The 20,727-nt window shown below is 63.3% G+C and carries 18 protein-coding genes; 11 read left to right on the top strand and 7 right to left on the bottom strand.

The genetic code is table 11. From position 1 onward, the window contains the following. Positions 1-155: 155 nt before the first annotated feature. The 4 genes from AC1DLT_RS13450 to AC1DLT_RS13435 form a co-directional block, all read right to left on the bottom strand. Positions 156-971, bottom strand: coding sequence for a GntR family transcriptional regulator (locus AC1DLT_RS13450; protein WP_477487046.1), 816 nt, complete (start codon positions 969-971; stop codon positions 156-158). Between the two features lie 134 nt (positions 972-1,105). Continuing rightward, complete coding sequence (locus AC1DLT_RS13445) at positions 1,106-2,200, bottom strand: ABC transporter ATP-binding protein (RefSeq protein WP_477487045.1); 1,095 nt, start codon at positions 2,198-2,200, stop codon at positions 1,106-1,108. Between the two features lie 87 nt (positions 2,201-2,287). After that, positions 2,288-4,054 carry an ABC transporter permease gene (locus AC1DLT_RS13440; protein ID WP_477487044.1) on the bottom strand — a complete coding sequence of 589 codons (1,767 nt, stop codon included), beginning with the start codon at positions 4,052-4,054 and terminating at the stop codon, positions 2,288-2,290. A 74-nt stretch (positions 4,055-4,128) separates the two neighbouring features. Beyond that, positions 4,129-5,208: an ABC transporter substrate-binding protein gene (locus AC1DLT_RS13435; RefSeq protein WP_477487043.1), complete on the bottom strand. Its 1,080-nt coding sequence runs from the start codon at positions 5,206-5,208 to the stop codon at positions 4,129-4,131. Between the two features lie 490 nt (positions 5,209-5,698). Here AC1DLT_RS13435 and AC1DLT_RS13430 point away from each other — a divergent pair, with 490 nt between their 5' ends. The 4 genes from AC1DLT_RS13430 to AC1DLT_RS13415 all read left to right on the top strand — a co-directional run bounded on the left by AC1DLT_RS13430 (position 5,699) and on the right by AC1DLT_RS13415 (position 9,504). Further along, positions 5,699-6,604 carry a LysR family transcriptional regulator gene (locus AC1DLT_RS13430; protein ID WP_038543676.1) on the top strand — a complete coding sequence of 302 codons (906 nt, stop codon included), beginning with the start codon at positions 5,699-5,701 and terminating at the stop codon, positions 6,602-6,604. Between the two features lie 239 nt (positions 6,605-6,843). Further along, positions 6,844-7,923: an amidohydrolase family protein gene (locus AC1DLT_RS13425; protein WP_477487042.1), complete on the top strand. Its 1,080-nt coding sequence runs from the start codon at positions 6,844-6,846 to the stop codon at positions 7,921-7,923. A gap of 3 nt (positions 7,924-7,926) precedes the next feature. After that, complete coding sequence (locus AC1DLT_RS13420; protein ID WP_477487041.1) at positions 7,927-9,030, top strand: amidohydrolase family protein; 1,104 nt, start codon at positions 7,927-7,929, stop codon at positions 9,028-9,030. Positions 9,031-9,090: 60 nt separating this feature from the next. After that, the gene (locus AC1DLT_RS13415; protein WP_046604066.1) at positions 9,091-9,504 is read left to right on the top strand and encodes a Rieske (2Fe-2S) protein; all 414 of its coding nucleotides are present in this window, start codon (positions 9,091-9,093) and stop codon (positions 9,502-9,504) included. An 88-nt stretch (positions 9,505-9,592) separates the two neighbouring features. On the opposite strand, the gene AC1DLT_RS13410 is transcribed toward AC1DLT_RS13415, so the two are convergent. Together AC1DLT_RS13410 and fabF are read right to left on the bottom strand one after the other, a co-directional pair. After that, a complete protein-coding gene (locus AC1DLT_RS13410) occupies positions 9,593-10,771 on the bottom strand; it encodes a thiolase family protein (protein WP_477487040.1) in 1,179 nt (392 codons plus the stop codon). A gap of 11 nt (positions 10,772-10,782) precedes the next feature. Next, the gene (fabF, locus tag AC1DLT_RS13405) at positions 10,783-12,072 is read right to left on the bottom strand and encodes a beta-ketoacyl-ACP synthase II (RefSeq protein ID WP_477487039.1); all 1,290 of its coding nucleotides are present in this window, start codon (positions 12,070-12,072) and stop codon (positions 10,783-10,785) included. 89 nt (positions 12,073-12,161) lie between these two features. Between fabF and AC1DLT_RS13400 the strand changes: the two genes are divergently transcribed. The 7 genes from AC1DLT_RS13400 (at position 12,162) to AC1DLT_RS13370 (ending at position 19,003) form a co-directional block, all read left to right on the top strand. Further along, on the top strand, positions 12,162-12,734 hold the full coding sequence (locus AC1DLT_RS13400; protein ID WP_477487038.1) for a TetR/AcrR family transcriptional regulator: 573 nt from the start codon (positions 12,162-12,164) through the stop codon (positions 12,732-12,734). Positions 12,735-12,881: 147 nt separating this feature from the next. Then, complete coding sequence (locus AC1DLT_RS13395; RefSeq protein ID WP_477487037.1) at positions 12,882-14,492, top strand: ABC transporter substrate-binding protein; 1,611 nt, start codon at positions 12,882-12,884, stop codon at positions 14,490-14,492. A gap of 40 nt (positions 14,493-14,532) precedes the next feature. Beyond that, positions 14,533-15,522, top strand: a complete 990-nt coding sequence (locus AC1DLT_RS13390; RefSeq protein WP_477487036.1) for an ABC transporter permease — start codon at positions 14,533-14,535, stop codon at positions 15,520-15,522. Further along, positions 15,519-16,349: an ABC transporter permease gene (locus AC1DLT_RS13385; protein ID WP_477487035.1), complete on the top strand. Its 831-nt coding sequence runs from the start codon at positions 15,519-15,521 to the stop codon at positions 16,347-16,349. Before AC1DLT_RS13390 ends, AC1DLT_RS13385 begins: the two co-directional genes overlap by 4 nt. Beyond that, a complete protein-coding gene (locus tag AC1DLT_RS13380) occupies positions 16,346-17,128 on the top strand; it encodes an ABC transporter ATP-binding protein (RefSeq protein WP_477487034.1) in 783 nt (260 codons plus the stop codon). The genes AC1DLT_RS13385 and AC1DLT_RS13380 overlap by 4 nt, the downstream gene beginning before the upstream one ends. Beyond that, complete coding sequence (locus tag AC1DLT_RS13375; RefSeq protein ID WP_477487033.1) at positions 17,125-17,922, top strand: ABC transporter ATP-binding protein; 798 nt, start codon at positions 17,125-17,127, stop codon at positions 17,920-17,922. Before AC1DLT_RS13380 ends, AC1DLT_RS13375 begins: the two co-directional genes overlap by 4 nt. Continuing rightward, positions 17,912-19,003 (top strand): pyridoxal-phosphate-dependent aminotransferase family protein, encoded by a 1,092-nt coding sequence (locus tag AC1DLT_RS13370; RefSeq protein ID WP_477487032.1) that lies wholly within the window; start codon positions 17,912-17,914, stop codon positions 19,001-19,003. The genes AC1DLT_RS13375 and AC1DLT_RS13370 overlap by 11 nt, the downstream gene beginning before the upstream one ends. Here AC1DLT_RS13370 and AC1DLT_RS13365 read toward each other — a convergent pair whose 3' ends face one another. Continuing rightward, complete coding sequence (locus AC1DLT_RS13365) at positions 19,004-20,560, bottom strand: VOC family protein (protein ID WP_477487031.1); 1,557 nt, start codon at positions 20,558-20,560, stop codon at positions 19,004-19,006. Positions 20,561-20,727 lie beyond the last annotated feature (167 nt).

The raw sequence follows: 20,727 nt of genomic DNA, 5'->3' as shown, positions 1-20,727 counted from the left end.
CCGTGGCAGCCCATTAGAATTACGCTGTTTGCATAATATATGGTGATATTTGGTGCAGCGCAGAAAAACAAACTTGATCCGGATTGCCGCCATCCGCGAACAAAATCGGCATTTTGGGATCCCAAGCGGAATTATTTCGGCGCCCGCAAGCGTTCCTAGCCTTCGCTTTCGTCTTGGATCAGGCCGTTGATATGGCCCGCCGGACTGTCGAGGTCGAAGATCGGCAGGATGCGCGAACCGTCGATCGCAAAAAGCCCCTTGCTGATGCCGAGGCTGATTTTCACGCCTTCTCCATGCTCGCGAAAAAGGCTTTCGGCGCGGGCGCCGTCGCGGGCGATCAGCGCCGAGACCATGTGATGGTGCTGCCAGTGCGCGTAGTGAAGATGCTGCGCCCGCTCCTTGCGGGTGATGTTGTCGAAGCGGATCGAATCCGGTGCGCCGAACGGCACCCGGTCGAAAAGGCTGGTGAGTTGGTGCAGCAGGTTTCCGCCTCCGGCTTCGATGATCAGCGTGTGGAAACGCAGGTTCATCGCCGCATAACGTTCCTCGTTGACCGGATCGTCGATGCCGCCATTCTCGAAGATATCGTCACCTTCCCGCAGGCAATCCTTGAGTTCGGCCACCAGCGTCGGCGACGGGCCTTCGCTGGCGATCTTCTTGGCCGCATAACCTTCGATCATCGATCGCAGCTCGATCGCCTCGATCACGTCGGCAACCTTGTAGGCCCGGACACGGTAGCCACGGGCGCCGACCCGCTGCAGCACGCCCTCTTCGACGAGCACGGCCAGCGCATGCCGGATCGGCGTTCGCGACACGCCGAGCGCCTCGGCAAGCCCGGATTCGGAGAGTTTCTTGCGCGGATCGATCGTGCCGTCGCTCGCCCAGGTCCTCAGCTTGTCGATCACGTGCTGCTGGCGGGTCTCCTGCTTCTCAGGCCCAGGAGGATTCTGAGTTCGGATGCCTGTGGTCATGCTTGGACCTCACCTGCGCCATATCGAAATGCGGATCGCGCCGGACGAGAAGAGGACGACCGGAACATCGCTTCAATATTGAATATCTGCGACAAAACGCAAGTTTTCCATATTTCGGCCTGCTCCCGGAACGATCAGTTCCGCACCGCCCAGGCAGCCTCCACGGGTGCGGCGACAGTGACCGGGCGGCCGATATCGACATGGGAAAGCGACGAGGCCTCGACATGCAGGGTCTGCGCCGGGGTCTTGACCATGATCGAGCGGTGCGAGCCGCGGAAGATCGCCTGCGAAACCTCGCCCGCCCACGACAGGTCGCCGTTCACCTGGCCCGCATCCCGGACATGCAGGTTTTCCGGGCGAACCATCACCGTGACGTCTGCGCCCTTCGGCATTTCGGTTGCCGCATGACAGTCGCCGGACCAGCCCTGGCCTTCGACCGAGAGCTTGTAATATTGCCCGCCGTTCGGGCGGCAGTCCTTGACCGTCGCGTTCAGGAGATTGGGCGTTCCGAAGAAGGCGGCCACCTGCCGGTTTTCCGGCCGGCGGTAGATCTCTTCGGGCGCCCCGACCTGCAGGATCTTGCCGCCATGCATGACGACGACCCGGTCGGACAATGCCATGGCTTCCGCCTGGTCGTGGGTGACGTAGAGCGCGGTAATCTTCAGACGCTGCTGGAGGGCCCGGAAATCGTCGCCCATCTGGGTGCGCAGGCGCGCGTCGAGGTTGGAAAGCGGCTCGTCGAGCAGCAGCACTTCCGGCTCGAACACCAGCGCACGGGCGATCGCCACGCGCTGCTGCTGGCCGCCGGACAGTGCCGGCGACGGACGTTCGGCATATTGCTCCATCTCGACGAGGCGCAGCGCGTTCATGACGCGATCGTTGATTTCCTTGTCCGGGCGGCGACGGATGCGCAAGGGGTAGGCGACGTTGTCGAACACCGTCATATGCGGCCAGATCGCATAGGACTGGAAGACCATGCCGAGACGGCGGCGTTCGGAGGGCACAAAATAGCCCTTCTCCGAATCCGACACGACATTGTCGCCGATCGCGATGCGGCCGCCGGTATTCTTTTCGAGCCCAGCCACCATGCGCAGCGTCGTCGTCTTGCCGCAGCCCGACGGCCCGAGCAGCGTGACGAATTCGCCGCTCTTGATCTTCAGGTTCACGTTGTCCACGGCCGTTATCGCGCCATACATGCGGCTCACGTTTTCGAGCGTCACCGAAGCCATATTTCTCTTCCTTTCGGAGCGGATGCCAGAATCCGCTTAAACGACAACCAAAAATCGCCCGGCGGCCGCAGCCGCCGGGCGTGAAGCCTAAAGCTTGCTGATGCGTGATTTGATGAAACTGAGCTGCACCCAGCGGAACACGATGACCAGAAGCATCATCATCAGGCCGATGACGCTCACCTGTTCGGCATTGCCGTTGGCCCAGAGCTTCATCAGCACGACCGCCAGCGTTTCCGATCCCACCGAATAGAGAAGGATCGACGCCGACAGTTCGCGCATGATGCCGAAGAAGGTCAGCACCCAGCCGACGGCGAAGGCCGGCCAGGCAAGCGCCACCATGATCCGCCACATGGTCTGGAACCAGCTCGCGCCGTGAACCCGCGAACATTCTTCCAAGTCATAGGAAAGCTGGTGATAAGCACCGGTCATCACCCGCACGGAAACCGGCGTGCCGAGCGCGATGTAGGCAAGCAGCAGCGCCCAGATGGTGCCATAGATCGGGATCGGTCCCGGAAGCATCGCAAATGCCCAGAGGAAACCGACGCCGAGCACCATGCCCGGCATCATCCACGGAAGCCAGGCCATGCTGTCGATCAGGTTGCGGCCGCGCCAGCGGGTGCGCACCGAGATGTAAGCGACGGTCGCGCCGAGCGCCATGGTCGCGGTGGCGCCGAGCAGGCCGAGCACCATCGTATTGCGGACCGCCCGCCAGAATTCGCTGTTGGCGAAGACGGCCCTGTAATGCTCCAGCGTCAGCATGTCGTAAGTGTAGAAGCCAAAGAAGCGGAAGAACGAGCCGAGCATCAGCTGCCCGATCGGCAGCACGACCGTGATGAAGAAGAACAGCACGCAGAAGGCGAAGGTGACCCAGCGCCAGGGGCCGAGCTCCATGACGCTCGGGCGAAACCCCTTGCCCGTGACGGTCTGGAAACTCTTGCCGCGCAGCATCCACCACTGCCAGATGACGAGCAGGAACATCAGCCCCATGATCGCGAAGGAAAGCGACGTCGCGTACTGGTAGTCGGGCGTCGCGCGGTGGTTGATCGACTCGTAGATGTCGGTGGTGATCACCTTGATGCCTGCGGGCAGGCCGAAGAACAGCGCCGACTCGAAGGTCTCTATACCCTTGATGAAGCTCAGCATGAAGGAGCTGGTCAGCACCGGCAGCATCAGGAGCAGCGTGATCTTGCGAAAAGTCGTCCAGCGCGAGGCGCCGCACATGCGGCTCGATTCCTCGAGCGACGGGTCCATTGCCCGGAAGGCATCGACCATGAACAGGAACAGGAACGGGATCGAATACTGGCACATGTGCCAGATGACGCCACCATAGGAATAGATGTTGACGAGCGGATCGGTCGCCCCGGTTGCCCAGCGCCAGACCATGTTGATGACGCCCACCTGCGGGTTGGCCAGCATGCCCCAGGCCATCGCGGTCAGGATCGGCGGAATGAAGAACGGCAGCGTGATCAGCACTTCCAGCGTGCCGCGGAACGGCGTGTCTGTGCGCGCCACGATCCAGGCGAGAAACACCGCGATCGTCAGCGACGGTATGGTTTTCGCAAGCGAAATGCCGATCGTGTTGGCCAGAACGATGAGGTTCTGGGTGGTCATGATCGACCGGTAGCCATTGAGATTGAACTCGCCGGCCATACCGGGCGGCGTCGAATGCAGGCTGCCATAAAGCAGCATGGCGAGCGGATAGATCGTCAGGAAGCCAAGGATCAGGATCAGCACCAGCATGCCGATCAGACGCCACAGCGATCCGCCCGAAAAGGCGCGCGTGAAAGCATTGCCGGCAATCGTCGGCGCAGTTTCGGCGATGTCGTCTAGGGGGCGATTGTGGATAATCGTCATGGGATCCTCGCGGCTCCGGGTATGAAAAACGGCACCGCCGGCCCGAACATCGGACCGGCAGCGGCCTGGGAGGCTTACTTGAAGATGTCCTTGGACTTGGCCAGCATCTCGTTCTGGCGGGTCGTGTCCGTGGTGCCGTAGAGCTTGGCTTCGGAAATCGCCTTGACGTCTGCCGGCAGGCCTTCGGTCATGCCGGGAAGGACGGGACCGTAGCCGAGGCTCGCATAGATTTTCTGCACGACCGGGCCTTGCATGAAATCGAGATAGAGTTTGGCGGCGTTCGGGTGCGGAGCCTTCTTGAGCATGACGTTGCCGTAAAGAACGTAGGGAACGCCCTCCTCCGGAATGATGAACTTGACCGGCAGCCCCTTCAGATCCGAGAAATCGGTCATGATCACCGGCATGTAGATCGAATATTCGCCGCGTGCGGTACGGCGCTGCGATTCGCGCTGGTCGCGGGTGAAGACGAGCTTCTGGCTCGCGACCTTCTTCACATAGTCTTCGCCGATCTTGTCATAGGTCGAGAAGAACCAGAGGTATCCGGCACCGATCGCGCGCGGATCGTCGGACAGGATCTTGCCCTGCCACTTGGGATCGGCAACGTCTTTCCAGCTCTTCGGCTCGTCCGCAGGCTTCACGAGGCCGGTATTGATCATGATCCCGTAGGGAATGGTCATGACCGAGGCCATCGGCACCTTGAGCTTGAACTTGTCGCCGATCTTCTGCGAATTCGGGGTCACCGGCAGCGGATCGACGGACTTGTCCTCCTTGTCGTAGAGCAAGGTCTGCCCTTCGCTGGTGAACATCACGTCGGCGGCGAAGCGGCCCGCGGCCTGCTCGACCCGGACGCGTTCGCGGATTTCGGAGGCGCGCGCTTCCAGCACCTCAACCGAAATTCCGTATTGCTTGGTGAAGGCCTCGGCGATCTGCTTGGTGCTCGGCTGGCCGACGAGCGCGGTATAAAGGACGAGCGAGCCCTCCTTCTTGCCCGCGTCGATCACCTTCTGCCACTCGGCATCCTGCGCGAAGGCAGGCAGGCCGGCCGCTGCCGAGATGGCAAGGCTGCCCGCAGCCGCCATGAAAACCCGGCGCGACCATTTTTGAATGGCCGAGGCCTTCTGAATGGCCGAAGTCATGGATGTGTTTATCGTCACGTGTCTCTCCTCCCTGGAACCGACGATCGAGCATCGCGCCCGGGACCCGATCCCGGCACTCGACGCTCAAAATTTCTGCGGCCACCGACCGCGATCTCCCTTTTCACCGCAAGCGGCGGCGCTTTCCCGAACAGCTGCTCAGTCCCGACCGCTCACCGGCGTTCCGGAAACGATCTGGCGCGGGCCCTGCAATTGACAAGGTCCCTGATAAGCACCGCATGATGCGGAGCATTCAGGCCTTCGGTTCGGACAGGATTGGCCTTGGCCAACTGCAAACTCCCTTTTTGAACTCCGATCTGCGCCGGCTCTCCCTGCCGGTCGCGGCGACGCCAGCCGGCATCGGAATTCCCTCTCTGTTAGATTGACCTTTTCCCGTGCAGGGGAAAAGCACCATTTTTTTACATTCACTTTTCTCGAAAATAGAAAGATGAATTGTGCTACCGTTTACGCGGAGGGCCGTTCGGCAGAGCGGCATGGGAGACCTAAGACATTGGATACGCTTATCAATATCCGCACGTTTCTGGCGGTTGCCCGGTCCGGCAGTTTTTCGGCGGCGGGCCGTCATCTCGGCGTCGCACCCTCGGTCGTGACGAAACGCGTCAGCCGGCTGGAAGACCAGATGCGGGTCAAACTCTTCATCCGCTCGACCCGCCAGATTATCCTGACGGAGGTCGGCGAACGTTACCTGCCCCGCTACCAATCGCTGGTCAAGGAGATCGACGATGCCATCAGCGGAGCGGCCGCGGTCGCCCAGCGGATCGAGGGTCATTTGAGGATCAAGGCGCCGACGACGGTGACGATCGCCTTCCTCGCCCGCATCCTCAGCGATTTCCAGCAGGAAAATCCGAACGTCACCATGGACCTTGCCCTGGTCGACCGTTCGGTCAATCCCGCGGAAGAGGGATACGATATCGCGCTCGGTGCCCTGCCCGCCTCCTATTCGAATGTCATCGACGAGCCGCTCTGTCCTTACCCGCGAAAACTCTGCGCGGCTCCCGACTATCTCGAAAACCGCGGCCTGCCGAAACATCCGCGCGACCTCGTCGATCATATCTGCCTTACCTTCCACGCGACCGGCTCGACCTGGTCGTTCCTGAGCCCCGGCGGCCCGATCGATGTCGAGGTGCGCTCCGCCTTCAGCGCCAACGATACCCAAATCCTGCACGACCTGGCGCTGCGAGGCCGTGGCGTCGCCATGGTGGCGAATTACGTGGCGGAGGAATCGATCCGGAGCGGCAAGCTGATCGAGTTGCTGCCCGACTTTCCCGTAGCGGAGCTCTGGCTGAAGGCGCTCATCCCCCAGACCCAGGCGCGCAAACCGACCGTGCGCGCGCTGATGGAATGGCTGCGTATCCATATGCACACGGCTCTGGTGATCGGCGACCGCGCCGCTTGAGCGCGCCACTTTTGCCTGGGAAGAAAAGCTGGAAGGCCTTTGGCTTTCTCGAATCGAGAAAGCCGCTACGATGAAAAAGCATATTCTCTTGGCTCCCCGTGCCGCTTACCCTCCCAAATCGAGGAAACGCATCGCTGATGCGAGGGTGGCTGTCGCCTGTCGACGCGCCGCCTGGGAGTGAGGTTCAGGTCCGCCGCGAAACGAGCGGCCGGACCGACAGACAAGGGAGGTTTTAAGCGGTGGATACTGCTGTGACCCAGCAGCGCTCTATGCTTTCGCAATTGGGCGCGATCGATTGTGACGTTCATCCGGACGCGCCGGGGCGCGAGGATCTTCTTCCCTATTTCGACGACTACTGGCGCGAGATCGTCACGACGCGCGATGTCGACCGTCTCGAGCTCACCAATTTCCCGACCCGCACCAAGCCGTTCTTCCGGGAGGACTGGAAGGCGACGGAGGGCAAGGGCGTCGAAAAGCTGCGGAAAAACCTGCTCGATCCCTACGGTCTCAAATACGCGATCCTCAACTGCGTCACCGCCGTGCATGCGATCTACGATCCCTATCTCGCCACCGCCGTCTGCCGCGCCACCAACGATTGGCTGAAGGCGGAATGGCTCGACCGCGACCCGCGCCTGCGCGCCTCGCTCGTCCTGCCGATGCAGAACCCGGAAGCAGCCGTCGAGGAGATCGAGCGTTTTGCCGATGACAAGCGTTTCGTGCAGGTGCTGACCCTCTGCATGGGCGAGATGCCGCTCGGCCGCCGCATCTACTGGCCGGTCTACGAGGCCGCACAGCGCCACGGTTTTGCGCTCGGCGTACATGCCGGCAGCGCCTATCGGCATGCGCCGAGCCAGAGCGGTTTCCTCTCCTATCTCGCCGAGGATTACGTCCATCAGGTCCAGGGTTTTGCAGCCCAGGTCGGCAGTTTCGTTTCCGAAGGCGTGCTCGGCAAGTTCCCCGACATGAAGATCGTGCTGATCGAATCCGGCGTCTCGTGGCTGCCCGGCCAGATGTGGCGGATGAGCAAGGACTGGCGCGGCGCCCGCATCGAGATCCCCTGGGTCAAGGAGCCACCGTCGGCCCTCGTTCGACGCCAGATCCGCATGACCACCCAGCCTTTCGACGCGCCGCGCGACCCGGCGGAGCTGGAACGCATCATCGAACATCTCGATTGCGACGACATGCTGCTGTTCTCGACCGACTATCCGCATGCGCAATTCGAAGGCGAGGCGGCGGTCCCCGCCGGTTTCCCGGAACGCCTGATCGACCGGCTGGTTCGGGAGAACGCACTCGCCACCTATCCGCGACTGGAGGACTAAGCCATGGATCAGGCCGTTCTGGACAAGGACACCAAAACCGAGGCCAAGCTCGGGATCGTCGATTGCGACGTCCACCCGGCCTTCGGCTCGCCTGCGGAACTTGCGAAATTCCTGCCCGTCCGCTGGCGCGACCATCTGGCCGATTACGGCCAGCGCAGCGCCAACCCGGTGGTCGGCACCCTGCCCTATCCGCGCATGACGCCCGGCAACGGCATGCGCCGCGACGCATGGCCGCCGAATGGCGGACCGCCGGCCTCGGACCTTGCCTATCTGCAGGAACAGCTGCTCGACCCGCTCGGCATCGAATACGGCATCCTGCAACCTTTGGCCGCCGGTTCCTCGACACTGAACCAGGAACTCGGCGCGGCCATGTGCGCCGCCGTCAACGACTGGCAGCTGGACAAATGGACCGGCCCGGATCCGCGGCTGAAAGCCTCGATCTGCGTCACCCAGGAAGACGTGCCGGCGGCTCTTGCCGAAATCGAGGCGCGCATCGGCGACCGGAGTTTCGCCCAGATCGCCATTCCGCCGCGCACCATCGAGCCGGCGGGCCGCCGTCGCTACTGGCCGATCTACGAGGCTGCCGAACATTATGACATGCCGATCGGCATGCACTCCGCCGCCTACGGGCAGCACACCAATAGTGGCGCCGGCTGGTTGGATTTCTACATCGAGGAGCACTACGCCTTCTCGCACAGCCTGCAGAGCGTCGTCACCAGCATGGTCTTCGAGGGCGTCTTCGAACGCTTCCCCAAACTGAAGCTGATTGTCGTCGAAGGCGGTTTCGCCTGGGCGGCACCGCTGATGTGGCGGCTCGACAAGCAGTGGGAGCGGATGCGCTCCGAGGTGCCGCATGTGAAACGGCCGCCGTCCGAATATATCCGCGAGAATGTCTGGTTCACCACCCAGCCGATCGAGGAGCCGGAAAACAACCGCCACCTGCTCGACACGCTGCGCTGGGTCGGCGCCGACCGGTTGATGTTCTCGACCGATTATCCGCACTGGGATTTCGACGACCCGCGCTACGCCTTCAAAGTGCCGCTGTCGCCGACGGAACGCGCGCAGATCTTTCGCGATAATGCCAAGCGCGTCTACCGGCTGCCCTGAATTGAAGACAAGATCAGCTCTTCCGGAACCGCAATCAGTATCGATGGATTGAAATAGAGAATGGCCCGTCATGTCATCGCCAAGGTCGAGGAAGTCGACATCGGCAAGTCCAAGCTGGTGAAGGTCGCAGGCCGCGACATTGCCCTCTTCAACGTCAAGGGTGAGTTCTTCGCCATTGCCAATCGCTGCCCGCACGAAGGCGCCGACCTCTGCCGCGGCCAGGTCGTGGGGCTGGCCGAAGCGGACGAGCCCGGAAAGGTCCGCATGACGCGGCACGGAGAGCTCGTCCGTTGCCCCTGGCACGGCTGGGAATTCGACATCCGCACCGGCAAATCCTGGTGCGACCCGGCACGCACCCGCGTCAAGAGTTTCGACGTTTCCGTCGCCAAGGGCGGTGCGCTGACGGAAGGTCCTTATCAGGCCGAGACCTTTCCGGTCTCGATCGATGAGGACTACGTCGTGGTGGAAATCTGAAAACCAAAGCTCTATCCGAAAAGGTCCTCTCTGCCTGGATAGACGGAAAGCGCAGCAATCCCTCTTGCCGCGCTTTTCGTTGCGCCAATCACAGCATTTCCAGCGCCAGCGCGATGCCCTGGCCGCCGCCGATGCAGAGAGTGACGATACCGCGCTTCAGGCCGTCGCGTTGCATCGAATGCAGAAGCCGCGTCGTCAGGATAGCGCCGGTCGCGCCGATCGGATGGCCGTGCGCCACCGCCCCGCCTTCGACATTGGCAATATCCTCCGGCAGGCCGAGCCCTTTGAGGACTGCGAGCGGCACCGCCGCATAGGCCTCGTTGATCTCGATCCGCTCGATATCGCCGATCGTCCAGCCAGCGCGCTCCAGCGCCTGGTTGACGGCCGGGATCGGCCCGAGCGCGAACATGCCGGGTTCGACCGCGGCGACGCCATAGGATACCAGCCGCGCCATCGGGCGCAGGCCCTTGGCTTCGGCAAAGGCCCGATCCGCGACGATCATCGCCGCCGCACCGCTGTTGAGGCCGGGTGCATTGCCGGCGGTGATCGTGCCATCATCACGGAAGGCGGGCTTCAGCTTGGCAAGCGCCTCTATCGTCGTATCAGGCCTTGGCGTTTCGTCGGCCGCAAAACTTTTGACCCCGCCCTTCACCGGAAGATCGATGCCAACGATCTCGGCTGCAAACTTGCCTTCCACTTGCGCGGCGCTGAAACGCTGCTGCGAACGCGCCGCCCAGCGATCCTGATCCGTGCGGCTGATCTGATGCGAGGCGATCATGTCTTCGGTATGCCAGCCGGAATGTCTGTCTGAAAACGCGTCGTGAAGGCCGTCGAGCAGCATGCTGTCGAAAATCTCCGCATGACCCATGCGATAACCCCAGCGGCCGCCGCTCATCAGGTAGGGCGCACGGTCCATGTTCTCCATGCCGCCGGCAATGGCGGCTTTTGCGTGGCCCAGCCAGATATCCTTCGCCGCACTGGCGATCGCCTCGACGCCCGAGCCGCAGACGCGGTTGACCGTGACAGCCGGCACCGAGACCGGCAGGCCGCCATGGATCGCCGCCTGCCGCGCCGGGTTCATTTTGTTGCCGGCCTGGACGACATTGCCCATGGTGACCGAGGCCACTTCGGCGGCGCTGAGGCCGGAGCGCGCGATCGTCTCGCGGATGACCGCAGCGCCGAGATCGACGGCCGGTATGCCGGCGAGCGAGCCTTTATATTTGCCTATCGCGGTTCGCAGCGGCTGGACGATGACGACTTCAGACATGGCGATTCTCCCTAAATTGCGTTTTCATCGAAGCGGCGCAGGATGACGCTGGCATTGACGCCGCCGAAGCCGAAACCGTTGGACAGCGCGTATTCGACCTCTGCGCGACGGGCCTGCGGACCGATAAGATCGAGCCCTTCGGCGAGCGGATCGGGATCTTCGAGATTGAGGGTCGGCGGCAAGATACCGTCGCGCAGCGCAAGTGCGGTGATAATCGCTTCTAAGCCGCCCGCTGCACCGAGCAGATGTCCGGTCGCAGACTTGGTCGAGGAGATCGCCGGGCCGTTATTGGTGCCGAAGACGGATTTGATCGCCGCGAGCTCGCCCGCGTCACCCACCGGTGTCGATGTGGCATGCGCATTGAGATAACCGATCGCCTCGGGTTGAAGGCCTGCCATCTGCAGTGCCCGCTGGACCGCCCTTTTCGCCCCGGAACCATCGGCCGGACCCGCAGTCAGGTGATAGGCATCGGCGCTGGTGCCGTAACCGACCACTTCGGCAAGCGGGGTCGCGCCGCGCGCCAGCGCGTGTTCAAGCGTCTCGATAACGACGATGCCGGCGCCCTCGCCCATGACGAAACCGTCGCGCGCGGCATCGAACGGCCGCGACGCCTTTTCAGGCGTATCGTTGAACGCGGTGGAAAGACCGCGCGCCGCCGCAAATCCGCCAAGTGCGACGCGGTTGATGCAGGCTTCGGTGCCGCCGCAGAGCGCCACATCGACTTCGCCGCTCCTGATCATCCGCACGCCGTCGCCGATCGCCTGGACGCTTGCCGCGCAAGCCGTCACCGGCGCGCCGATCGGGCCTTTGAAGCCATAACGAATGGAGACATGGCCGGCCGCGAGATTGACGAGGAAGGACGGGACCGTGAAGGGCGAAAGCCGGCCGGCGCCGCGGGCGTCCACCGTGCGCACCGCCTCGGCGATCGAATGGAACCCGCCGATGCCCGAAGCGATGATCGTCGCGGTACGGTCCTGCTTGTCATCGGTGTCGGCGACCCAGCCGGACTGCTCCAGCGCCTGCCGTGAGGCTTCGAGCGCAAATGCGATGAAGCGGTCCATCTTCTTGCGCTCCTTGTGCGGCACCGCAAGGTCGATATTGAAACCGAACTCGTCCTCGTCGATCCCGGGCACCACGCCGCCGACCTTGGCATCGATATCCGGCACCATCTCGTCGGACAGCCGGCGCAGGCCGGAACGGCCTTCGATCAGGCGTTTCCAGGTAGCTTCCACGCCGCTGGCGAGAGGCGATACCATGCCCATGCCGGTGATCACTATTCTGTCGCTCGGTCTTGCCGGCATGTTTCACCTCGATTTAAATTTTGATCATCATTTATCTCCTTTAAATGACGATCAGAATATAAGTGTCAAGGTGTTTGAAGGAGAAGACGATGAAGGTGAGCCGCCAGGAAGCCGAGGAAAACCGCGCCCGCGTGGTGTTGAAAGCGGGCGAACTGTTCCGCGAATACGGCTTTGACGGCATCGGCATCGCCGACCTGATGAAGGCGGCGGGCCTGACGCATGGTGGATTTTACGGCCAGTTCAAATCCAAGGTGGATCTGGCAGCCGAGGCGACGCGCCAGGCGCTTGCGCTTAACGCAGCCGCGTGGCGGGAGACGATCGGACATACCCGTGAAAAGGCCCTGAAGGCGATCGCAAGCATGTATCTGTCCCGGCCGAACCTGATCTTCAAGGCCAAGGGCTGCACTCTCGCCTCTCTCTGCGCCGACGCTTCCCGGCAGGGCGAAGCGGTGCAATCCGTGTTCGCCGAAGGCATCGAAAACCACCTCCAGCTGCTGCAGGAGATCGTCGACGGCAATGGCGATGAGGATCGGCGTCGCAAGTCGATCGTCGTCCTGTCCCAGATGGTCGGAGGAATGACGCTCGCCCGCGCGGTCGGCGATACGCCGCTCGCGGAGGAGATCCTCGCCGCCCTTCGCGACAAGCTGGAGACCCGGCACTAAGCCTTTATGACGCAATGGAAAATTCACCTTCCATTCCTGCGCATCCAAGAATTTGTTCCCGAATGCCCCGCAGAGGAATTTCCTGCCTGTGCGACAGTTCATTTCGCTGGCAATATGCTGAAAAATGGCTGGATGCAGGAGAGAGCAATGACGATCGCCACCCTATCCCGACGGACCCTTTTGCAGGCAGGCGGTGCATTGCTCGCCTCGACGGCACTTCCGACTTTCGCGCTTGCTCAAGGCACCGCCGCCGGCGGCCGGCTGGTCGTTGCAGCCGACTCGGAACCGAAAAACCTCAACCCGTCGATCGTCGCCTCCAACGGCGTGTTCTTTATCGCGAGCAAGGTGATCGAGCCGCTCGCCGAAGCCTCCTTCGACGGCAAGGACGGCTTGGCGCCGCGCCTCGCAACCTCCTGGGAAGGTTCGGCTGACGGCAAGTCGGTCACCTTCAAGCTGCGCGAGGGCGTGAAATGGCATGACGGCAAGCCGTTCACCTCGGCCGACGTCGCCTACTCGGCTCTCAACATCTGGAAGCCGCTGCAGAACCTCGGCCGCCTCGTCTTCGCCAATCTCGAAGCCGTCGAGACACCGGACGCGACAACCGCGGTCTTCAAGTTCTCCAAGCCGACACCGCTGCAGCTCATCCGCAACGCCCTGCCCGTGGTCAGCAGCGTCGTCCCGAAACATCTCTATGAAGGCACCGACATCGCCACCAACCCGGCCAATGTGAAGCTGGTCGGCACCGGACCGTTCAAGCTTACGGAATACAAGCCGGGCGAATATTACCGCCTGACCAAGAATGCCGGCTACTGGGGCAAGGGCGAGCCGAAGCTCGACGAGATCATCTTCCGCGTCCTGCCGGATCGCGCCGGCGCAGGTGCCGCACTGGAAGCGGAGGAAATCCAGCTTGCAGCCTTCTCGGCCGTGCCGCTCACCGATCTCGCCCGCATCTCCAAGGTGCCGGGCATCAAGGTCATCTCCAAGGGCTATGAGGCGCTAACCTACCAGCTCGTGGTCGAGATCAATCACCGCCGCAAGGAGCTCGGTGACGTCAAGGTGCGCCAGGCGATCGCCCATGCGATCGACAAGAAATTCGTCGTCGACACGATCTTCCTCGGTTACGCCGCTGCCTCCACCGGCCCGGTGCCGAAGAATGCGCCGGAATTCTATGATGCCAGCGTGCCGACCTACGCTTTCGACACCGCCAAGGCGAACGCTCTGCTCGACGAAGCCGGTTACAAGAAGGGCGCCAATGGCACACGCTTCTCCCTGAAACTGCGCCCGGCGCCCTATTTCAACGAGACCAAGCAGTTCGGCGACTACCTGCGCCAGGCGCTCGCGGCAGTCGGCATCGATGCACAGCTCATCAACGCGGATTCGGCGGCGCACCAGAAGGCGGTCTACACGGATCATGATTTCGATCTCGCCATCGGCCCGCCGGTCTTCCGTGGCGACCCGGCGATCTCGACGACCATCCTCGTCCGGTCCGGCATCCCGGCCGGCGTGCCCTTCTCCAACCAGGGCGGCTACGAGAACAAGGAGCTCGACGGCATCATCGCCAAGGCTGCGGAAACGGTCGATACCGCGGCTCGCACCGAACTCTACAAGCAGTTCCAGAAGATTGTCGCCACCGACCTGCCGCTGATCAACGTCGCCGAATGGGGCTTCATCACGGTGGCGCGCGATACGGTGCAGAACGTCTCGAACAATCCGCGCTGGGCGGTGTCCAACTGGTCGGATACCGCGCTGAAATCGTGATAGGCTTGACGAACTATCCGATAAAGAGGCGCTTTTTGGCGTGAACCGAGCCCTTCGATTGATCCGACGTCGCGCGATCAGCAGCATTCCGGTGCTGCTGATCGTCGTCGTCCTGACCTTCCTCCTGCTCGAATCCGCCTCCGGCGATGCGGTGGATGCCTATCTCCTGTCGATCGGCGGAGGCGACGCCACCGTCGCCCAGTCGCTGCGGCAGTCCTATGGCCTAGACCAGTCGATGCTCGCCCGGCTGTGGCTCTATTTTTCGTCGCTGGCGAGGCTCGATCTCGGCTGGTCGGTCGCCTTCGGACGGCCGGTTCTCGACCTCATTCTTGAGCGCCTGCCAAACACGCTGCTGCTGATGGGCAGCGCCACGGCGCTTTCCTTCGGGCTCGGTTCCGCGTTCGGCATCATCGCCGGCGCAAAGCCTGAAAGTGCAATGGACAGAGTGCTTTCTACCTTTTCCCTCATTCTTTACGCGATCCCGAGCTTCTGGCTCGGACTGGTGCTCAGCATCGTCTTTGCGGTGCAGCTCCGCTGGCTGCCGACCTCGGGCATCGAGACCATCGCCTCCGGCAAGGTGGGCCTTGCCCGCGCCATGGATATCGCCCGGCACCTCGTCCTGCCGGTCGGCGCTCTGGCGCTGATCTACATGGCGCTGTTCCTGCGGGTGATGCGCTCCGGCATGGCGGAGGCATGGACGCTGGATTTCGTGCTTTTCGCCCGCTCCAAGGGGCTGTCCCGCAGCCGCATCGTGCTGCGCCATGTAGCGCGCAATGCGCTTCTGCCGCTCGTCACCATGCTCGGCCTGCAATCGGCCGCCATGCTCGGCGGCAGCGTCGTCATCGAGAGCATCTTTGCCATACCTGGTTTCGGCCGGCTGGCGCAGGAGGCCGTCAGCGGCCGTGATGCGCCGCTGCTGATGGGCATCATCGTCGTCAGCGCCGTGCTGGTGATCTGCGTCAATCTCCTCGTCGATCTCGTTTATGCGGCGCTCGACCCCCGCGTCGGTGCCTCGGAGGCCAATTCATGAGCCTCCTTCGCGATCTCATCCGGACGCCGGAAGGCGCGATCGGGCTCGGCATCCTGGCGGCTCTGGTGCTCGTGGCGTTGTTCGCGCCGATGCTCTCCGCCGGCGATCCGCTGCGTATCGCCGGCCGGGCGCTGCTGCCGCCCTTCACCGACCCCGCCTTTCCGCTCGGCACCGACCGTCTCGGCCGCGATGTGCTGGCCGGCATACTCCACGGAACCCGCACGTCGCTGGCGGTCGGCCTTGCGGCGGCGCTGGCGGCGATTGCCATCGGCCTCTGCGTCGGGCTGACGGCCGGCTTTGCCGGCGGCCTTGTCGATGAAGGGTTGATGCGCGTCGTCGATGCCTTCCAGATCGTCCCGAGCTTCCTGCTGGCGCTCGCCTTCGTCAGCGTCATCGGTGCTTCGGTGCCGGTCGTGGTGCTGGCGATTGCGCTCGGCGCCTGGGCCGACCCCGCGCGGCTGACGCGGGCGCAGGTGCTTTCCATCCGCGAGCGGGATTACGTGGCTTCCGCCCGGGTGATCGGCATGCATCCGGCTGAAATCGCCTTCCGGGAAATCCTGCCCAACGCCCTGCCACCGGTGCTGGCGCTGTCAGCGATCATCGTCGCCGCAGCGATCCTCACCGAAGCCGCCCTTTCCTTCCTCGGTCTCGGCGATCCGAACGTCGTCACCTGGGGCTCGATGATCGCCGAAGGCCGCAATATCCTGCGCTCCTCGCCGTCGCTATCGATCTTCCCGGGCATCGCGCTGGTGGTCACGGTGGTCGGCGTCTACCTCTTCAGCGAAGGCCTCGCTAAGGCACTTGGCGGCCGGAGACTGGAGCCATGAGCACGCTGTGCGAGATCAGAAACCTCTCGGTCACCTATCGTGGCCAGACGCTACCGGCGCTGAACCAGATCGACCTCGCTATCGTCGCCGGGGAGCGGCTGGCGATCATCGGCGAAAGCGGTTCCGGTAAAAGCACGTTCGCGCGAGCCCTGGCCGGCCTCTTGCCGCCGGGTGCCCGGCTTGCAGGCGAGATGCGATGGTCGTCGGGCCTGCCGCCTTTGCCCGGCCGCGATCTCGGCTTCGTTTTCCAGGACCCGTCTTCCAGCCTCAACCCGGTCCTGACGATCGGCGAACAGGTGGCCGAAGGCGCCCGCCGGCATCTCGGCATGCCGTGGAAAGCCGCCTACGCCCGCGCGCTAGGAATGCTTGAGCGGGTCCGCATACCCGAGCCGCACAAGGCGATGAAAGCCTTCCCGCACCAGCTTTCCGGCGGCCAGCGGCAGCGCGTCGCGATTGCCGCCGCCCTTGCCGCGAGCCCCGGCATCCTGATTGCCGACGAGGCCACCAGCGCGCTCGACATGGTCGTGCAGGCCGAGATCGTCTCGCTGCTCGACGAACTGGTCCGCGAAGCTGGCATGACGCTCGTCTTCATCACCCATGATATCGCGCTGGCCTCAGGTTTTGCGGACCGGGTGGCAATCTTAAAGGACGGCAGGCTCGTTGAAGCTGGCTCGACCGGACTTGTCCTCTCGTCCCCCAGAGAGGCCTACACGAAAACCCTGATCGCCAGCCATCGCGATCTCACGACGCCTCCGCTCATCCGGGAAGCCACGCCGTGACCCTGCTCACGATCGAAAACCTCTCGAAGCGTTTTTCGTCCGGTGGCCGTGAAGTCGCGGCGGTCAGCGATGTTTCGTTGACGCTGGGACCCGGTGAGACGCTGGGCCTCGTCGGCGCCTCGGGCAGCGGAAAATCCACCCTCGCCCGCATCCTGATGCGACTGCTGCCGGCCGATGCCGGCGCCATCCGGTTTGAGGACGAGGACTGGCTCTCGCTGTCCGGCACCGACCTGCGCCGCCGCCGGGCCAGGATGCAGATGGTGTTTCAGGACGTGCTCGGCGCCTTCAATCCGCGCGCGACCGTCGCCTCCGTGATCGACGATCCGCTGCGCATCCACAACATCGTGCCGAAAGCCGAGCGAACGAGGGAGATAGCAGCACTTCTCGACCGCGTCGGCCTGCCGGCAAGTTATGGCGAACGGTCGATCCGCGAAGTTTCCGGCGGCCAGCGACAGCGTATCGCCATTGCCCGTGCCATCGCCACAAAACCATCGCTGATCGTGCTCGACGAGGCGGTATCGGCGCTGGACGTCTCGATCCGCGGCAGGATCCTCGAACTGCTGGTCGAGCTACAAGAAGAGCGCGGCATCAGCTATCTTTTTGTCTCGCACGATCTCGCCGTCCTGCGCGCCGTCTCGCACCGGATCGCCGTCATGGAAACCGGGCGGCTCACCGAGATCGGGCCGATGCGGCAGGTGATCGAAAACCCGCAATCGCCTGCAGCCAAGGCGCTGATCAACGCTGTACCGCGACTTTTGACAGAACCAACGGAAGGACCATCCCGTGACGTTTGACCGCTGGAACCCGCTGAACGACGCGCCGTCCTTTCCCACTTCGCGTTACGCTGCTATCGCCGACCGGATCGCCAAAATCATGAAGACCCGCAACGATGTGCTGCTGATCCAGGCGGAGGCCGTCGTCGCGCTGGAAGCGGCCGCCCTCAGCCTCGCCCGACCCGGCCTGAAGGCGATCAACATCGTCACCAGCATGTATGGCGGCTGGTTCGGCACCTGGCTCAGGCGTGGCGGTGCAGAGGTTGTCGATCTCGCCGCAGAGCCAGCCCGCCCGATCGGACTGGAAGCGGTCGAGGCGGCGCTGAATGCGCATCCGGACATCAAGGTCCTGGCCCTCGTCCATGCGGAATCGGCAAGCGGCATCCGCAACCCGCTGGAGGAGATCATAGCGCTCGCCCGCTCGCGCGGCATCATCACGGTGGTGGATGCGGTCGCTTCGATCGGCGGCCATGCACTTGGCATCGACGAACTCGGCATCGACATCGCCGTCATCGGCCCGCAGAAGGCGCTGGCGGGACCAGCCGGGGTTTCGGCACTCTCGGTCAGCCCGGCTGCCTGGAAACTGATTTCTGAACAAGGGGCGCCAAGGGATTCTATTCTCTCGCTTCTCGACCAGAAAGCCTGGCTCGAAACTGGCCGCGGTGCGCTTTCCGGCACCACCGCTCCCCTCGAATTCTTTGCGCTCGAAGCCGCCCTCAATCGCGTCGAGACGGAAGGCATCGATGCGATTGTCGCCCGCCATGTCCGCGCCGCCCGAGCGACCCGCGCGGCACTTGCCGCGATGGGCGGCGAACTCTGGATCGATGCCTTGCATGGTTCGAACCTGGTGACGGCGGCCAGGCTTCCGGCCGCAGCCGACCCAACCGCCGTTCTCTCCGTCGCCCCGCGCGGCATCGAGCTTTCGGCCGGCGTCGGCCCTGGCGCCGAACGGCTGATCCGGCTCAACCATACCGGCCAGCGCGCCCGTTTCGATATCGTGCTCGGCAACCTGACGGCCTATGGCATGGCGCTTCGAAGGCGTGGGTTCAAGGCAGACATATCCGCTGCGGTTGATGCCATCGCTCTGCATTACGGCGACTAGTTAGAAGCCATTTTCGATCAGCCAGTCACGGGCGATCATCTCGTCCTCGGTGCCGATCCCGTGGTTGGCATCGAGCGTCCTGGCGGAAAGTTCCGCTCCGTCAGCGATAAGCCGCTCTTCGAGTTCCTGGGCCAGCGAACCGTAAAAATCGTCGGTTGCGCTGAGCGACAGGACCTGGGCGCCCGTAAGATGGACGGCTGGCCGAGCTTCCAGGCAGTTCATCGACCGCAGCAGCACGGCTTTGCGGATTAGGTCCGGATGAAGCTGCATCACCGCGCCGATCATGTTGCCGCCGTTGGACCAGCCGGCAAAGGCCGCCCGCGCCGGATCGACGCCATAGGCTGGACCGAGTTCCTCCACGAAGGCGACGAAAGCCTCCGCTTCCGAGACGATCTCCTTCTGATCGAACGTCGTCTCCGTGAAACGACGAAAATATCGCGGATGCCCCTCGTCCGTGGACCGCCCGCGCACCCCGATCAGCATGGCGTTCGGAGCGGCCTTGCGTCCGAAGGGCAGCATGGTCGTCTCATTGCCGCCGCTGCCGTGCAGCAGCACTAGCGTCGAACCGTCCCAACTCTCCGGCATGTGGATGCGGTGCACGAAAGGCAGATCGCGATAGATGATGCGCTCCTCCCCGGGCAGGCCGAATTGCGGCAGCATGACCCGCAGGACATCGTGGTCTTCCTTGAAATGCGTCGGGATAAACAACTCGGACCCCAGCGTTTCAATCGGCTCGTCCGCCATGAAACCCGGCCCGTCCGTCGCCAGTTCGATCAGCGTGCCGGACGGCTCGCGGACGTAAAGCGAGTGGAAATAATGCCGGTCATGCATGTTCATCTCGCCGGCGTCCTCCACCAGCAATTTCGCATGCACCGCCTCGACCTGAGGCAGATCGACGGCGCGAAACGCGATATGGTCGATCGTGCCGGTGCCGGGCGCGGCAGTCCAGAAACCGCCCGCATCGCGGACATCGACGATATCTCGCGCATCCGACACCAGCCGCTGGATATTGCCCTCTTTCGGCCCGAGCCCGAGGCCCATATGCCGCGTCAGAAACGCCGCCGTCTGCTCCGGCTTCTCGGCAAGGATCGTCGCGCCGTGGAGTTTTCGGATCGCATCCGCTTCGGTTATACTGCCGCCGCTCCACCAGACCCAGGGCGTCGTGTCCTCGACGCCGACGAGCTTGACGATGATGCCGTCGGGGTCGGTCAGCCGCAGCACCGGTTCTCCAAACTCCTGGGCCGGGCCGGAAAGCTTGACGTTGAACTGCAGCGCGCGCGTCAGCCAGAAACCAATTGCCTCGGGCGCAATTGCAAAACTGATCTCGCTCGGCGCACCATGCCCGACGCGTCCAAGCGAGCCATCCTCCCAGGCGAGGAAGGTCACCAGCGAACCGGGTGTCGCCGCACCATCCCCGTAGAACAGGTGAAGCTGGCGGGCGTCCTCGAAACCCGCCGTCCGCTTGACGAGCCGCAGGCCCAGAAAGCCCGTGTAGAAATCGACATTCGCCTGGATCTTGCGGGTGATGGCGGTGATGTGATGCAGGCCGCTGGTCATGCGAAAGCCAAACCTTTCTTGTCAGTTATGGCGCGACGATATCAGGCAGGAACTGACCTTGCGATATGCACGGAGACAAAAGAAAGCGCGGTCAACATCCTGATGGGCATTCTCCCTCCCGCATCCGCATGCTCAGGCATTGGAATACCGACAGGCTCGTTGCCGAA

This window comes from Neorhizobium sp. 05N33, assembly GCF_056397445.1.
The sequence above is the reverse complement of the archived record's forward strand: the minus strand, read 5'-3'. Positions and strand labels throughout refer to the sequence as shown.

Excerpts from the sequence above, each read along its gene's own strand:
- AC1DLT_RS13450 (WP_477487046.1), bottom strand. The coding sequence starts at position 971 with ATGACCACAGGCATCCGAACTCAGAATCCTCCTGGGCCTGAGAAGCAG.
- AC1DLT_RS13445 (WP_477487045.1), bottom strand. The coding sequence starts at position 2,200 with ATGGCTTCGGTGACGCTCGAAAACGTGAGCCGCATGTATGGCGCGATA.
- AC1DLT_RS13440 (WP_477487044.1), bottom strand. The coding sequence starts at position 4,054 with ATGACGATTATCCACAATCGCCCCCTAGACGACATCGCCGAAACTGCG.
- AC1DLT_RS13420 (WP_477487041.1), top strand. The coding sequence starts at position 7,927 with ATGGATCAGGCCGTTCTGGACAAGGACACCAAAACCGAGGCCAAGCTC.
- AC1DLT_RS13415 (WP_046604066.1), top strand. The coding sequence starts at position 9,091 with ATGGCCCGTCATGTCATCGCCAAGGTCGAGGAAGTCGACATCGGCAAG.
- AC1DLT_RS13410 (WP_477487040.1), bottom strand. The coding sequence starts at position 10,771 with ATGTCTGAAGTCGTCATCGTCCAGCCGCTGCGAACCGCGATAGGCAAA.
- fabF (WP_477487039.1), bottom strand. The coding sequence starts at position 12,072 with ATGCCGGCAAGACCGAGCGACAGAATAGTGATCACCGGCATGGGCATG.
- AC1DLT_RS13400 (WP_477487038.1), top strand. The coding sequence starts at position 12,162 with ATGAAGGTGAGCCGCCAGGAAGCCGAGGAAAACCGCGCCCGCGTGGTG.
- AC1DLT_RS13395 (WP_477487037.1), top strand. The coding sequence starts at position 12,882 with ATGACGATCGCCACCCTATCCCGACGGACCCTTTTGCAGGCAGGCGGT.
- AC1DLT_RS13385 (WP_477487035.1), top strand. The coding sequence starts at position 15,519 with ATGAGCCTCCTTCGCGATCTCATCCGGACGCCGGAAGGCGCGATCGGG.
- AC1DLT_RS13380 (WP_477487034.1), top strand. The coding sequence starts at position 16,346 with ATGAGCACGCTGTGCGAGATCAGAAACCTCTCGGTCACCTATCGTGGC.
- AC1DLT_RS13365 (WP_477487031.1), bottom strand. The coding sequence starts at position 20,560 with ATGACCAGCGGCCTGCATCACATCACCGCCATCACCCGCAAGATCCAG.